The 14,597-nt window shown below is 54.3% G+C and carries 12 protein-coding genes; 8 read left to right on the top strand and 4 right to left on the bottom strand.

What is annotated here, in order from left to right; genetic code table 11:
- Positions 1-130 precede the first annotated feature (130 nt).
- Positions 131-1,123, top strand: coding sequence for an aspartate--ammonia ligase (asnA, locus tag GYRE_RS04735; protein ID WP_038253482.1), 993 nt, complete (start codon positions 131-133; stop codon positions 1,121-1,123).
- Between the two features lie 3 nt (positions 1,124-1,126).
- Here the strand turns inward: asnA and viaA are convergent, their stop codons facing one another.
- A complete protein-coding gene (gene viaA, locus GYRE_RS04730) occupies positions 1,127-2,578 on the bottom strand; it encodes an ATPase RavA stimulator ViaA (protein WP_006817896.1) in 1,452 nt (483 codons plus the stop codon).
- Positions 2,572-4,071: an ATPase RavA gene (gene ravA, locus GYRE_RS04725; RefSeq protein ID WP_006817897.1), complete on the bottom strand. Its 1,500-nt coding sequence runs from the start codon at positions 4,069-4,071 to the stop codon at positions 2,572-2,574. Before ravA ends, viaA begins: the two co-directional genes overlap by 7 nt.
- A gap of 222 nt (positions 4,072-4,293) precedes the next feature.
- Between ravA and kup the strand changes: the two genes are divergently transcribed.
- The 7 genes from kup (at position 4,294) to rbsR (ending at position 12,201) form a co-directional block, all read left to right on the top strand.
- On the top strand, positions 4,294-6,165 hold the full coding sequence (kup, locus tag GYRE_RS04720) for a low affinity potassium transporter Kup (RefSeq protein ID WP_006817898.1): 1,872 nt from the start codon (positions 4,294-4,296) through the stop codon (positions 6,163-6,165).
- Positions 6,166-6,347: 182 nt separating this feature from the next.
- Positions 6,348-6,767, top strand: coding sequence for a D-ribose pyranase (gene rbsD, locus GYRE_RS04715; RefSeq protein ID WP_006817899.1), 420 nt, complete (start codon positions 6,348-6,350; stop codon positions 6,765-6,767).
- Positions 6,768-6,774: 7 nt separating this feature from the next.
- Positions 6,775-8,280, top strand: a complete 1,506-nt coding sequence (rbsA, locus tag GYRE_RS04710) for a ribose ABC transporter ATP-binding protein RbsA (RefSeq protein WP_006817900.1) — start codon at positions 6,775-6,777, stop codon at positions 8,278-8,280.
- A gap of 5 nt (positions 8,281-8,285) precedes the next feature.
- Positions 8,286-9,251 (top strand): ribose ABC transporter permease, encoded by a 966-nt coding sequence (gene rbsC, locus GYRE_RS04705; protein ID WP_006817901.1) that lies wholly within the window; start codon positions 8,286-8,288, stop codon positions 9,249-9,251.
- A gap of 25 nt (positions 9,252-9,276) precedes the next feature.
- The gene (gene rbsB / locus GYRE_RS04700; protein WP_038253477.1) at positions 9,277-10,167 is read left to right on the top strand and encodes a ribose ABC transporter substrate-binding protein RbsB; all 891 of its coding nucleotides are present in this window, start codon (positions 9,277-9,279) and stop codon (positions 10,165-10,167) included.
- Between the two features lie 108 nt (positions 10,168-10,275).
- Positions 10,276-11,205: a ribokinase gene (gene rbsK, locus GYRE_RS04695; RefSeq protein WP_006817903.1), complete on the top strand. Its 930-nt coding sequence runs from the start codon at positions 10,276-10,278 to the stop codon at positions 11,203-11,205.
- A gap of 3 nt (positions 11,206-11,208) precedes the next feature.
- Positions 11,209-12,201, top strand: coding sequence for a ribose operon transcriptional repressor RbsR (gene rbsR, locus GYRE_RS04690; protein ID WP_112471514.1), 993 nt, complete (start codon positions 11,209-11,211; stop codon positions 12,199-12,201).
- On the opposite strand, the gene mdtD is transcribed toward rbsR, so the two are convergent.
- Together mdtD and GYRE_RS04680 are read right to left on the bottom strand one after the other, a co-directional pair.
- Positions 12,198-13,595, bottom strand: coding sequence for a multidrug transporter subunit MdtD (mdtD, locus tag GYRE_RS04685; protein ID WP_006817905.1), 1,398 nt, complete (start codon positions 13,593-13,595; stop codon positions 12,198-12,200). The genes rbsR and mdtD overlap by 4 nt on opposite strands.
- A 17-nt stretch (positions 13,596-13,612) precedes the next feature.
- The gene (locus GYRE_RS04680) at positions 13,613-14,311 is read right to left on the bottom strand and encodes a FadR/GntR family transcriptional regulator (RefSeq protein ID WP_006817906.1); all 699 of its coding nucleotides are present in this window, start codon (positions 14,309-14,311) and stop codon (positions 13,613-13,615) included.
- Positions 14,312-14,597 lie beyond the last annotated feature (286 nt).

Raw genomic sequence — 14,597 nt, 5'->3', positions numbered from 1 at the left:
TGATTATGATAATTTTAGCGCCTGATTTTAACGAATTAAAAGTGCAATGGCGATTTTGTTTGTTGATTATTGAATTGAACCCGCTTTTTGTTGCTTAATCAACAGCAACAGGACGCAGGAGTAAATAAAAATGAAAACCGCTTATATCGCAAAACAACGCCAGATCAGTTTCGTTAAGTCCCACTTTTCACGCCAGCTGGAAGATAAGCTTGGGCTGATTGAAGTTCAGGCACCAATCTTAAGCCGCGTGGGTGACGGGACGCAGGATAACTTATCCGGTTGCGAAAAAGCGGTGCAGGTGAAAGTGAAAACACTGCCAGACGCCCAGTTCGAAGTGGTTCATTCCCTTGCGAAGTGGAAGCGTCAAACCCTGGGACAACACGACTTCAGCGCGGGCGAAGGGCTGTACACGCACATGAAAGCCCTTCGCCCCGATGAAGACCGTCTCTCTCCTATTCACTCCGTATACGTTGACCAGTGGGACTGGGAGCGCGTGATGGGTGATGGAGAGCGTCATACCGGTACGCTGAAAGCCACTGTTGAAGCAATCTGGCAGGGGATCAAAGCCACCGAGGCGGCGGTAAGTAAAGAGTTTGGTCTGGCACCGTTCCTGCCAGAGCAGATCCACTTTGTTCACAGCCAGGAGCTGCTGAGCCGCTACCCGACGCTTGACGAAAAGGGTCGTGAGCGCGCAATTGCCAAAGAGCTTGGCGCGGTATTCCTGATTGGTATCGGTGGCAAACTGAGTGACGGTAAGCGTCACGATGTACGTGCGCCGGATTATGATGACTGGAGCACGCCGTCGGCTTCCGGTTTTGCCGGACTCAATGGGGATATCCTGGTGTGGAACCCGGTTCTGGAAGATGCTTTTGAGCTCTCTTCTATGGGGATCCGTGTTGATGCTGACGCCCTGAAACGTCAGCTGGCGATCACCGGTGATGAAGATCGTCTGCAGCTGGAATGGCACCAGGCGCTGCTGCGCGGTGAGATGCCGCAGACCATCGGTGGTGGTATCGGCCAGTCGCGTTTAACTATGCTTCTGCTGCAGCTGCCGCACATCGGTCAGGTTCAGTGTGGCGTATGGCCGCAGCAGGTTCGTGAGAACGTCGGCGCTCTGCTGTAAGACTTAACGCCGCCAGCGACGCAGCAGGCGGCTCCGCAGCCCGGTATCAAAGCGCCAGATATGATCGAAGATGCGCATGATGCCGGGTTTGCCATGAACGGACATTGCCACCGCGTGAAAACGGTGCTGGTGACGATGCTGCAACTCTTTCACTTTCTCCACCACATCGTCCGGCAGTCGCTGGGCAATAAAGTCAGAAATCACGACCGCATCGGCGTCCGCCCATGCCGCTTCCTGCATTCTTTCTATAATGGCGCGAAAGCAGCTGGCAATATCGGTGCCGCCGCGAAAGCGCTGGCTTAGAAAACGGATCGCCTGCTCGATCCCCTGGCGCCCGGTCAGCTCGTAACGCACCACTTCGCTGGAGAACAGCATAATGAAACAGCGGCGGTTATCAGCCAGCGCGACGCGCATCAGCGCCAGGCAAAAGGCTTTCGCACACTGTTCATTGAATCCGCCCATGGAGCCCGAGGTATCCACGCAGACGATGAATGGTCCACGCGGCTGCTGCTCAACATCCTGATGGACTACCGGACGCTCACTCACCTTCTCGCGCCAGGCGTCGCCGTGCAGACGATACGTCAGCAGCTGTTTCTCCACCAGCCGGCGATAAAACTCGTATTCCAGCTCGGTTATCCCAAGCGTCGCCAGCTCCGGTGGCAGCAGGCGCAGAATATCGTCGCTCTGCTGGAGGCCATCAACCTGTTCCGGAACGGTTGCAGGTTCACGCACCAGGGTGCGGAAGGTTTCCATCGGTGAGTCTTTCTTCGGCACGGATTTCGCTTCCCGCGAGCGCCCGAGCTGTTCTGCAAGCTGCAAAAGCTCCGGCTGCTGGGTCAGAAACTCACCATATTTAACGATAAGCTGATAATCGCCGCGCTTGAGCTGGCCTGCGCTCATATCCCACAGGCGACCGGCAGCGTTTTCATTCTCGACAAGCACCGGATCCAACTGCCCGCTTAAGGTCATTCGTTCCTGAACTTCACTCAGCAGTTGTTCCCGCTCCTCTTCAAGCAGTTGCTGATTGAGGGTGGTAGTTTGCACCACCAGACTTAGCCGCCAGCGCTGTAAAAAGAGCGTGTGTAACGCCGGGGTAAAGGTGGCATTGCCGTCCACCAGCTGTTGCGCCTGAGCGGCGAAGGGCGACTGCAGCTTATGCAGCAGCGTCAGGGTTTGTGGTAGCTGAACGATAAACTGCGTTGTCGAAAGCTTCTGACACTGCTGATAGCACATCACCTCATCCGCCAGCTCCGGCGGAACATCGACCTCTTTGAGGCGATTTTTCAACGACTCCCGCCAGCGCGGGATATCTTCGGTGATGGCGTGCTTCAGGCGGGGAAATTTCTCAAAGAACAGTGCCAGCTGTGGTGAGGCTAACAGCGCGAGGAGCATCTCTTCAATGAGGCCCTCCTCGCTGACGGAGAGCATGACGTTCAGTGTATCCAGCGTCAGCATTGACGGGCCTGTTTAATCTGCGCGCCGACATCCTGCAGACTGGACTCAATGCGACCTAACCAGTCGCTATGCACAAACAGGCATTTTTGCTGTTCACTGAAGCGGTTGTGCTGCTGGTGCCACTCTTCATCGAGCGCGTCCAGTTGCTGTTTTATCTCTTCCGGCATGTTCTCCTGGGCGGCAATGCCGGGCAGGGTCAACCGCGATCCCTGCAGACTCACGTCGCGTACAACCAGATGCTGGCTGGCGTCGACCTCCAGATTCACCACCTGAGCAAAGCCAATACCGTTGAGCTTGCCGCGAATTTCACCTCCCTTTTCCAGCCACAGCTCGAGCGCCGGGCGATCAAAGGTGATGTGAACGACGTTGATATCGTGAAGCTTCAACGGCTGCTGGAGCAGCAGAGTGAGGAGGTTATCTTGCAACTCTGCCGGTAGCTCGTAATGAGGTTTACGGCTAAACATGCCGCCGACGCGGGTCACTTTCAGCGCAGTTTTGTCGCTTTGCTGTTGTTGAAGCTGGATACGTCGCTGGGTAATTGCTCCCAGGCGGTTCAGCATGGCCTGCTGCTGCCAGGCGTGCCCGGTCATCAATATCTCCAGCTGATGTTGCATCAGATGCATGCTTTCGGCGTTGTGCCACAGACAGTCTTTCAGCAGGATAAGATCGATAGGTGCAATGGCGTCGCGACCGCTGAAGAAGGCGCTGGCCTGCAGTAAACGGATCGCCTTTTTCCAGCGCCGATCGGACACATAGGGCGCGCTTGGCAAGGTATCGAGCTGTTGGCGAAGCTGGTAGATGAGCTCGAAAACGCTGTCTGTCAGCCTGACGCTGCCGATATCCTTTTGCCACTGCACAAACTCTTCATCCGTAACCTGCACGCTTGCAGGAACCGGGTTTTCGTTTTCATCCTGCTGGCTGACCAGCATGGAGCGGAAGTTTCCCTTCTCCTGCACTTTATCCATCCACAGGCGAATAAGCATACGGTCGTACAGTGCTTCAAGGCTGCTGTCGGCTTCCGGGAGTTCGTTCGATGCGGCTACCAGCAGGCGCATTGGGATTTTGGCTTCGTTGGCACCGTTGCGGAAGCTGCGTTCGTTGATGGCGGTAAGCAGAGTGTTCAGGATGGCCGGGCCCGCTTTCCAGATCTCATCGAGAAAGACGATTTCAGCTTCCGGAAGATATCCGGCGGTCAGTCGCTCATATCGCCCTTCATCTTTTAGCGCCTGAATCGAGAGTGGGCCAAACACTTCTTCCGGGGTGGAGAAACGCGTCATCAGATATTCAAACGCGCGCGCATGCTGGAAAGCAAATTTCAGGCGACGAGCAATCAGGCTTTTAGCGATACCAGGCGGCCCAAGCAGGAACACGCTCTCGCCGCTGAGTGCTGCCAGCAGGCAGAGCCTAATGGCGTGGCTACGTTCATACAGCCCTTTCTCCAGTGCCGCGCTTAGCCGGGAAATTCTTTCTGCCAATAAATGTGATTGAGCCATAATTGATTTGCGTCCTTTCTCCGTGTTCCGGCTTGACTTAGCGAGTATAGCCGTTCAGGAATGTGGGCGGAACCTGGCGGCAAAAGCACCGATTTTTTCTTTGAGCCAGGTTAACATGAATTCAGTTAGGGGTACGATTTTGCAGTAAATCATGCATACTGTGCGCCTTTTGTGGGCCAAGGGATCAGGCACTCATTTGTTTTATAAACGAAAGACGAGTCTATGAGCACTGATAATAAACAATCATTGCCCGCGGTTACGCTTGCGGCAATTGGCGTGGTATACGGCGACATTGGTACCAGCCCACTTTATACGCTTCGAGAATGTCTGTCAGGGCAGTTTGGTTTTGGCGTTGAACAGGATGCGGTATTTGGCTTTCTGTCACTGATCTTATGGTTGCTGATTTTTACGGTTTCCATCAAGTACATCACCTTTGTTATGCGGGCGGACAACGCCGGTGAAGGGGGGATCCTGACGCTGATGTCCCTCGCCGGACGCAACACTTCTGCCAAAATGACCTCCGTTCTGGTGATCCTCGGCCTTATTGGCGGCAGCTTTTTCTATGGCGAGGTGGTTATCACCCCGGCCATTTCGGTTATGTCAGCGATAGAAGGGCTGGAGATTATTGCTCCCCAGCTTGATTCCTGGGTGGTCCCCATCGCGATAATCGTACTCACGCTGCTGTTCATGATCCAAAAGCATGGTACCGGCATGGTCGGTAAACTGTTTGCACCTATCATGCTTATCTGGTTTGTGCTGCTGGCGGTATTGGGCCTCAGAAGCATTATTGATAACCCGATAGTACTGCAGGCGTTGAACCCGTACTGGGCGGTGCATTTCTTCCTCGAATATAAAACCGTGTCGTTCGTGGCGCTGGGTGCCGTGGTGCTGTCGATTACCGGTGTTGAAGCACTGTATGCCGACATGGGTCACTTCGGTAAATTACCGATTCGCGTGGCGTGGTTCAGCGTGGTGCTGCCTTCACTAGTGCTCAACTATTTCGGCCAGGGGGCTCTGCTTCTGAAAAACCCGGAAGCCATTAAGAACCCGTTCTTCCTGCTGGCGCCTGAATGGGCGTTGATCCCCATGCTTATTCTCGCCACTCTGGCGACGGTGATTGCATCGCAGGCGGTTATCTCCGGCGTCTTCTCCCTGACCCGCCAGGCGGTACGCCTCGGATATTTGTCGCCAATGCGGATAATCCATACTTCAGAAATGGAGTCCGGGCAGATTTATATCCCTTTCATTAACTGGCTGCTCTACTTCGCGGTAGTGCTGGTTATCGTCAGCTTCGAACACTCCAGTAACCTGGCGGCGGCTTATGGTATTGCGGTAACCGGCACCATGGTGCTGACTTCTATCCTGTCTGTGACCGTCGCACGCAAAAACTGGCACTGGAACAAGTATCTGGTCGCTGTGATCCTGGTGGCGTTCCTGTTTGTTGACGTTCCGCTGTTCTCGGCGAACCTGGATAAGCTGCTCTCCGGCGGTTGGCTGCCGCTGAGCCTTGGTATCGTGATGTTTATCGTCATGACCACCTGGAAGAGCGAGCGTTTCCGTCTGCTGCGCCGTATGCATGAGCACGGCAACTCTCTGGAGGCGATGATTGCCTCGCTGGAGAAATCGCCGCCGGTTCGCGTACCGGGTACCGCCGTGTATATGTCTCGCGCACTGAACGTGATTCCGTTTGCGATGCTGCATAACCTCAAGCACAACAAAGTGCTGCACGAGCGGGTGATTCTGCTGACGCTGCGTACTGAAGATGCGCCTTATGTACATAACGTACGCCGGGTGCAGATTGAGCAGCTCTCGCCGTCGTTCTGGCGCGTGGTAGCAAGCTACGGCTGGCGTGAAACGCCAAACGTGGAAGAAGTATTCCACCGCTGTGGCCTGGAAGGATTAAGTTGCCGAATGATGGAAACCTCGTTCTTTATGTCGCACGAATCGCTGATTATTGGCGAGAAACGGCCATGGTATCTGCGTCTGCGCGGTAAGCTTTATCTGTTGCTGCAACGTAACGCCCTGCGTGCGCCGGACCAGTTTGAGATCCCGCCTAACCGGGTTATTGAGCTTGGTACTCAGGTCGAGATCTAACGACGCTTTCATGCCGGGTGACGCTTTGTTCGCCCGGCACTTCCCCCTTCCTCTATTTCTTCCCATTTACGTTAGCGAAACGTTTCGACCGCGATCACAAATTTGCTACTTCATGATGGTTTTCTGTACATACTTACGTCTAAACTATCCATAGCGAAACGTTTCGCTAGTGGAGCAAAATAATGAAGAAAGGTACGGTTCTTAACGCTGATATTTCCGCTGTCATTTCCCGTCTTGGGCATACGGATACGTTGGTGGTGTGTGATGCGGGTCTGCCGATCCCACACAGCGCTGAACGCATCGATATGGCATTAACCCAGGGCGTACCTTCGTTTATGCAGGTACTGGAAGTCGTCACGACGGAAATGCAGGTAGAAGCGGCCATTCTGGCGGAAGAGATTAAACACAAAAATCCGCAACTCCACGAAACGTTGCTCAAGCACATCGAGCAGCTGCAGCAACACCAGGGAAACACGATTGAAATTCGTTACACCAGTCATGAGCAGTTCAAACAAAAAACCGCATCCAGTCAGGCGGTAATTCGCAGCGGGGAGTGTTCCCCGTATGCGAATATCATTCTCTGTGCTGGCGTCACTTTCTGAGGCCATCATGGACGCATTACTGCAACTCAAAGGTATTGATAAATCCTTCCCCGGCGTGAAGGCGCTCTCCGGCGCTTCACTCAACGTTTATCCTGGCCGCGTGATGGCGCTGGTGGGAGAAAACGGTGCCGGTAAATCCACCATGATGAAAGTACTGACCGGTATCTACTCGCGTGATGCTGGTTCACTGTTATGGCTTGGGAAAGAAACCACTTTTAACGGACCAAAATCCTCCCAGGAAGCGGGTATCGGCATCATCCACCAGGAGCTGAACCTGATCCCCCAACTGACCATTGCCGAGAATATCTTCCTTGGCCGCGAATTCGTTAACCGCTTTGGCAAAATCGACTGGAAAACGATGTACGCCGAAGCGGATAAGCTGCTGGCGAAGCTGAATTTACGCTTCAAAAGCGATCGTATGGTTGGGGATTTGTCGATTGGCGACCAGCAGATGGTAGAAATCGCTAAAGTGCTGAGCTTTGAGTCGAAGGTCATCATTATGGATGAACCGACCGATGCGCTGACCGATACCGAAACCGAATCACTCTTCCGCGTTATCCGCGAACTGAAATCGCAGGGACGTGGAATTGTCTATATCTCCCACCGCATGAAAGAGATCTTCGAAATCTGCGATGACGTTACGGTCTTTCGCGATGGACAGTTTATTGCCGAGCGCACCGTTGACAGCCTCAATGAAGATCAGCTCATCGAAATGATGGTTGGCCGTAAGCTTGAAGATCAATACCCGCATCTGGATAAAGCGCCGGGTGAAACTCGCCTGAAGGTCGATAATCTGTGCGGTCCGGGGGTGAAGGATGTCAGCTTTACCCTACGCAAAGGGGAAATCCTGGGCGTAGCTGGCCTGATGGGGGCCGGGCGTACCGAGCTGATGAAAGTGCTGTATGGCGCGCTGCCGCGCACCAGCGGTTACGTTACCCTCGATGGTCATGAAGTGGTGACCCGCTCTCCGCAGGATGGCCTGGCCAACGGGATCGTCTATATTTCCGAAGACCGTAAGCGTGATGGCCTTGTGCTCGGGATGTCGGTGAAAGAGAACATGTCTCTGACCGCGCTGCGCTACTTTAGCCGCAGCGGTGGTGGCCTTAAACATAAAGACGAGCAGCAAGCAGTAAGTGATTTTATTCGCCTGTTTAACGTCAAAACTCCGTCGATGGAGCAGGCTATCGGCTTGCTCTCCGGCGGTAATCAGCAAAAAGTGGCGATTGCCCGCGGCCTGATGACCCGGCCGAAGGTGCTTATTCTCGACGAACCCACCCGTGGGGTAGACGTTGGGGCAAAAAAAGAGATTTATCAGCTGATTAACCAGTTCAAAGCCGATGGCCTGAGCATCATCCTTGTCTCCTCAGAGATGCCGGAAGTGCTGGGCATGAGCGATCGCATCATGGTGATGCATGAAGGGCATCTCGGCGGCGAATTCACGCGCGAGCAGGCCACCCAGGAAGTATTGATGGCTGCCGCAGTTGGCAAGCTTAATCGTGTGAACCAGGAGTAAGAAAGATGACTACCCAGGCCGTTTCCGGACGCCGCTATTTCACCAAAGCGTGGCTGTTAGAGCAAAAATCGCTGATTGCCCTGCTGGTGCTTATCGCTATCGTCTCGACCATGAGTCCCAACTTTTTTACCGTTAACAACCTGTTCAACATTCTTCAGCAGACCTCCGTGAACGCCATTATGGCGGTTGGGATGACGCTGGTGATTTTAACCTCCGGCATTGACCTGTCCGTGGGTTCCCTGCTGGCGCTGACCGGCGCGGTAGCGGCTTCCATCGTGGGCCTTGAAGTGAATGCGCTGGTGGCCGTTGCCGGTGCGCTGGCGCTGGGCGCCGCGATTGGTGCTGTGACTGGCGTTATCGTGGCGAAGGGCCGCGTTCAGGCGTTCATCGCTACGCTTGTGATGATGCTGCTGCTGCGTGGGGTAACCATGGTGTATACCAACGGTAGCCCGATTAATACCGGATTTACGGATAACGCTGATGTCTTCGGCTGGTTCGGTATTGGTCGTCCGCTGGGTGTGCCGACACCGGTGTGGATCATGGCTATCGTGTTTATTGCTGCCTGGTACATGCTGCATCACACTCGTCTGGGTCGCTACATCTATGCGCTCGGTGGTAACGAAGCGGCGACGCGCCTCTCCGGTATCAGCGTGAATAAAATCAAGATTATCGTCTACTCACTGTGTGGCCTGCTGGCGTCGCTGGCGGGCATCATTGAAGTGGCGCGTCTCTCCTCCGCCCAGCCGACGGCCGGTACCGGCTATGAGCTGGACGCTATCGCGGCGGTCGTGCTTGGCGGCACCAGCCTTGCTGGTGGTAAAGGTCGTATTGTTGGGACGTTGATCGGCGCATTAATCCTTGGTTTCCTTAATAATGGTTTGAATTTGTTAGGTGTTTCCTCCTATTACCAGATGATCGTCAAAGCGGTGGTGATTTTGCTGGCGGTGCTGGTAGACAACAAAAAACAGTAATAATCGACTACAGGACATCTCAGATATGAACATGAAAAAACTCGCTACCCTGGTTTCAGCTGTGGCACTAAGCGCCACCGTTAGTGCCAACGCGATGGCGAAAGACACCATTGCGCTGGTTGTCTCCACGCTGAACAACCCGTTCTTTGTGTCCCTGAAAGATGGTGCGCAGAAAGAAGCTGACAAGCTGGGTTACAACCTGGTGATTCTGGACTCTCAGAATAACCCGGCGAAAGAGCTGGCGAACGTGCAGGACCTGACCGTTCGTGGTACCAAAATTCTGCTGATCAACCCGACCGATTCTGATGCGGTAGGTAACGCCGTGAAGATGGCTAACCAGGCTAAGATCCCGGTTATTACCCTTGACCGTGTTGCTGCTAAAGGTGAGGTGGTTAGCCACATCGCTTCTGATAACGTGCTGGGCGGTAAAATCGCCGGTGACTATATCGCGAAGAAAGTGGGCGAAAAGGCAAAAGTTATCGAACTGCAGGGGATTGCAGGAACGTCTGCTGCGCGTGAGCGTGGAGAAGGTTTCCAGCAGGCCGTGGCAGCACATAAATTCAATGTCCTGGCAAGCCAGCCGGCAGACTTCGACCGTACTAAAGGTCTGAACGTCATGCAGAACCTGCTGACCGCGCATCCGGACGTGCAGGCCGTATTCGCTCAGAACGATGAAATGGCGCTGGGTGCACTGCGCGCGCTGCAGACTGCAGGTAAATCTGATGTGATGGTGGTTGGATTTGACGGCACACCGGATGGCGAAAAAGCCGTAAATGATGGCAAACTGGCTGCGACTATTGCACAGTTACCGGAGCAGATCGGCGCCCAGGGCGTTGAGGTTGCGGATAAAGTGCTGAAAGGCGAGAAAGTTCAGGCTAAGTATCCGGTAGATCTGAAACTGGTAGTTAAGCAATAAACTAGTAGCGATTCAGGCTTCGCGCCTGAGGGACAACGTAAAAAAGAAAAGCAGGGCACGCGCCATCGGTGATTTCGCCGGTGGCGCACTTTACCGGACATATTCAACATGAAAACCGCAGGCAATCTCGTCGTCCTTGGCAGCATCAATGCCGATCACATTCTTAACCTTGAATCTTTCCCATCGCCGGGTGAGACCGTTACTGGCAACCACTATCAGGTGGCGTTTGGCGGTAAGGGCGCTAATCAGGCGGTGGCCGCGGGTCGTAGCGGAGCTCATATTGCTTTTATCGCCTGTACTGGCGATGACGATACCGGTGCCCGCGTTCGCCAGCAGCTGGCAAGCGACAACATTGATGTCGCACCTGTCAGCGCGGTTAGCGGAGAATCCACCGGCGTGGCGCTGATTTTCGTCAACGCAGAAGGTGAGAATGTCATCGGTATTCACGCCGGGGCTAACGCCGCGCTGTCTGTCGCGCGCGTTGAGGCTGAAAATTCACGTATCGCAGAGGCCGAGGCGCTGCTCATGCAGCTCGAATCACCGCTTGAGAGCGTTCTGGCAGCGGCCAAAATCGCCCATCAACATAACACCTCTGTCGTGCTGAACCCGGCACCTGCGCGGGAGCTCTCTGATGAGCTGCTGTCGCTGGTGGACATCATCACTCCGAACGAAACGGAAGCCGAAAAGCTGACCGGTATTCGGGTGGAGAATGATGAAGATGCCGCTCGTGCCGCAGGTGCGTTGCATGACAAAGGCATTGAAACCGTCATCATCACGCTCGGTAGCCGTGGCGTGTGGGCAAGCGTAAAAGGCGAAGGCCAGCGTGTGCCTGGTTTTAAAGTGAAAGCCATTGATACTATCGCCGCTGGCGACACCTTTAACGGTGCGCTGGTCACCGCGTTGCTCGAAGACAAACCACTGGCGGAGGCTATCCGTTTCGCTCATGCGGCTGCGGCTATCGCCGTGACGCGTAAAGGTGCGCAGCCATCGGTTCCCTGGCGCAAAGAGATCGACGAGTTTTTACGTCAACAGGGGTAACGCTTGGCTACTATGAAGGATGTTGCCCGCGTGGCGGGCGTTTCCACTTCAACCGTTTCGCACGTCATTAATAAAGATCGCTTCGTGAGTGAAGCGATTACGGCGAAAGTCGAAGCGGCTATTAAAAGCCTTAACTACGCGCCCTCTGCGCTGGCGCGTAGCCTGAAGCTTAATCAGACCCGCACCATTGGCATGCTGATTACAGCCAGTACCAATCCCTTCTATTCTGAGCTGGTTCGCGGCGTGGAGCGTAGCTGCTTTGAGCGCGGCTACAGCCTGGTGCTGTGCAACACCGAAGGTGACGAACAGCGGATGAACCGAAACCTGGAAACGTTGATGCAAAAGCGGGTGGATGGCTTACTGCTGCTCTGCACCGAAACGCATCAACCCTCGCCAGAGATTATGCAACGCTACCCGTCTGTTCCGACGGTGATGATGGACTGGGCGCCTTTCGACGGCGACAGCGACCTGATTCAGGACAACTCGCTGCTCGGCGGTGATATGGCGACACAGTACCTGATTGATAAAGGCCACTCCCGTATTGCCTGTATTTCCGGACCGTTAGATAAAACTCCGGCGCGCCTGCGTCTGGAAGGTTACCGGGTGGCAATGCAGCGCGCCGGGCTTAAGATTGCCGATGGATATGAAATCACCAGCGACTTCGAGTTTGGCGGTGGTTTTGAAGCCATGCAGCGTTTGCTGGCATTGCCGGAACGGCCAGATGCGGTATTCACCGGTAACGATGCGATGGCGGTTGGGGCTTATCAGGCGCTGTACCAGGCAGGGCTTCGGATCCCGCAGGACGTGGCGGTTATCGGATATGATGACATCGAACTCGCACGCTACATGACACCGCCGCTGACGACTATCCATCAACCGAAAGATGAGTTAGGTGAGCTGGCCATCGATGTGCTTATCCACCGAATGGCGCAGCCAGGGCAAAAACAGCAGCGTGTACAGCTGACGCCAGAGCTGGTGGTTCGCGGTTCCGTTTAACGCTTATGCCGCTCCTTAATCAGGTTGCGGCCATCTTTCGGTTTTAGCAGCATAAACATCAGTGCGGAAACCACGGTGATAGCGCCCATGGTAATAAAGGTGTAGTGGAACTGCTCCACCGTGCTGCTACCGTCAAACCCTTCATAAAAACGCAGTACCGCAGCACTGATGGCAACGCCAAGGCTTATCGACAGCTGCTGTGTGACCGCGAGCAGGCTGTTACCGCTACTGGCGTTGTCATCGGTCAGATCGGCAAGCGTGATGGTGTTCATCGACGTAAACTGCGTTGACATCGCCATTCCCAACACAAAGAGCGGTAAAAGCATCATCCATATTGGCATGGCTGGCGTCTGCAGTGAAAACTGGGCGATCATCAGGCCGATAAATACCGTTATGCCCACCAGAACTTTGCGATAACCGAACCATCTCAGCACCTGAGTGACCGTTGATTTGGCGATAATCGAGCCGACGGCGGTAGGGGCCATCATGCACCCGGCAATCAGCGCCGGATAACCAAAACCAACCTGTAGCATCAGCGGCATCAGGAACGGAATACAGCCAGTCCCCAGACGAGTGGCGAGATTCCCGGCGATCCCGACGGAAAAGGTGCGGGTTTTGAAAATCGGCAGCGCGATAAGCGGCGTCGGGTGACGACGGGCGTGGCGGATATAAGCCAGTAGTAGAAGAACACTCAGCAGCACTATCGCCAGCGCAATCCACGCAGCAACAATCTTCTCGCCGAACAGCTCCATACCGCTGGAAAACAGAACCAGGCTCAGCCCAAACAGGAGAAAGCCGGTCATATCAAAACCGCGGCGGGGAGTCGTAAAGTTCGGCATATATTTGCGGGCATACAGAATCCCGGCCACGCCAATCGGAATATTAATCAGGAAGATCCAGTGCCACGTCGCCCAGGTGACCAGGACCCCGCCGAGTACAGGGCCAAGAATGGGGCCGACCAGTCCAGGCATGGTAACGAAGTTCAGCACCGGGAGGAGTTCGCTGCGCGGATAAGCCCGCAGTAGCGCTAGTCTCGCCACCGGCATCATCATTGCGCCACCGACGCCCTGAATCACACGGAAAATAACCAGTTCGGTGAGTGTACTTGAGAGCGCACAAGCAAATGAACCGAGCGTAAAGAGGCTAACCGCCAGCATAAAGACCCGGCGGGTACCAAAACGGTCGGCCAGCCAGCCGCTTACCGGAATGAGCATCGCCACCGTCAGGGTATAGCTGATGATCGCTGACTGCATGGCGAGCGGAGAGCGGTTGAGACTGTGAGCTATCGCGGGAAGGGCGGTATTCAGAATCGTGGCATCCAGTGCCTGCATAAAGAAAGCCATTGCCGCAATCCACGGCAACCCGGCCATACTGCGTGCTTTTTTCTCGGTCATTCGGTGTCCCTTTGGATTCAGGCTCCGGTATGCGGTGTCGTTAACAATGTCTGGCAGGCTTGTTGTGCTCGTAGCCCGTCGCCTTCCTGGATAGCATCGACAATAGACTGATGAAGACTCAGCTTCACCACTTCATTGTGGGTTATCGACGTAAAGTAGGTGTGGTAGACCGAATGGAAGAGAGAAGCAAAAGAGGTCAAAAAGGGATTGGCGCTCATTTCATAGATATGTTCGTGCCAGGCCATATCCACTTCTATCCAGCGTTCGCGATTGAAGTGTGCCTTCAGATGGACCATCTCTTCCATTAATGCATTGAGTTCTGCTTTTTGTTCAGCCGTTCCCTGCGTCGCGGCGAGAAAACACGCTTGTGGTTCAAGACTGCTGCGCATGACGAGGAAATGGCTCACCACTGCTTCGAAGTTATCTTCAGTCAGCCACCAGGACAGCAGCTCTTTATCGAGGAAATTCCAGTGGCTTTGTGGCATCACCCTTGTGCCAATTCGCGGGCGGGGAAGTACCATGCCTTTGGCGGTCAGTGTTTTTACCGCTTCCCGAACGGCGGTTCGGCTTACGCCAAAGTGCTCACCGAGCTCCATCTCACCGGGAAGAATGCTGCCTGGGGCATATTCACCAGTGAGGATCTTCTGCGCCAGTTTCTCTGCCAGTACCCAGGAGATGTTCTTCTGAGCCGCCAACTGCTGTGCACTTAGAGACATAAATGCCGTTCCTTTATGGTTATTACACCGTTTAGTATGCCATTCGATGAGAAACTTCGGTGGTTAAAACAGCAGATAGTGCATTTTATGGTGCTTTACGACGCGATTTGGTGAAAAAAAAGGCGAACGAAAAGTTTTTTTGAATTTCCTCTTGTCACACCGAAATAACTCCCTATAATGCGCCTCCACTGACACGGAACAACGGCCTACAAGCCGCCGGGTTAGCGGGGTTCAGAGATGAACGCCACAGAGAAAAGTGAAAATAAACGCTTGACTCTGAATGAGG

The sequence above is a fragment of the Yokenella regensburgei ATCC 49455 genome (assembly GCF_000735455.1).
GTDB classification, from domain to species: Bacteria; Pseudomonadota; Gammaproteobacteria; order Enterobacterales; family Enterobacteriaceae; genus Yokenella; species Yokenella regensburgei.
This window is presented reverse-complemented; position numbering and strand designations above follow the sequence as displayed.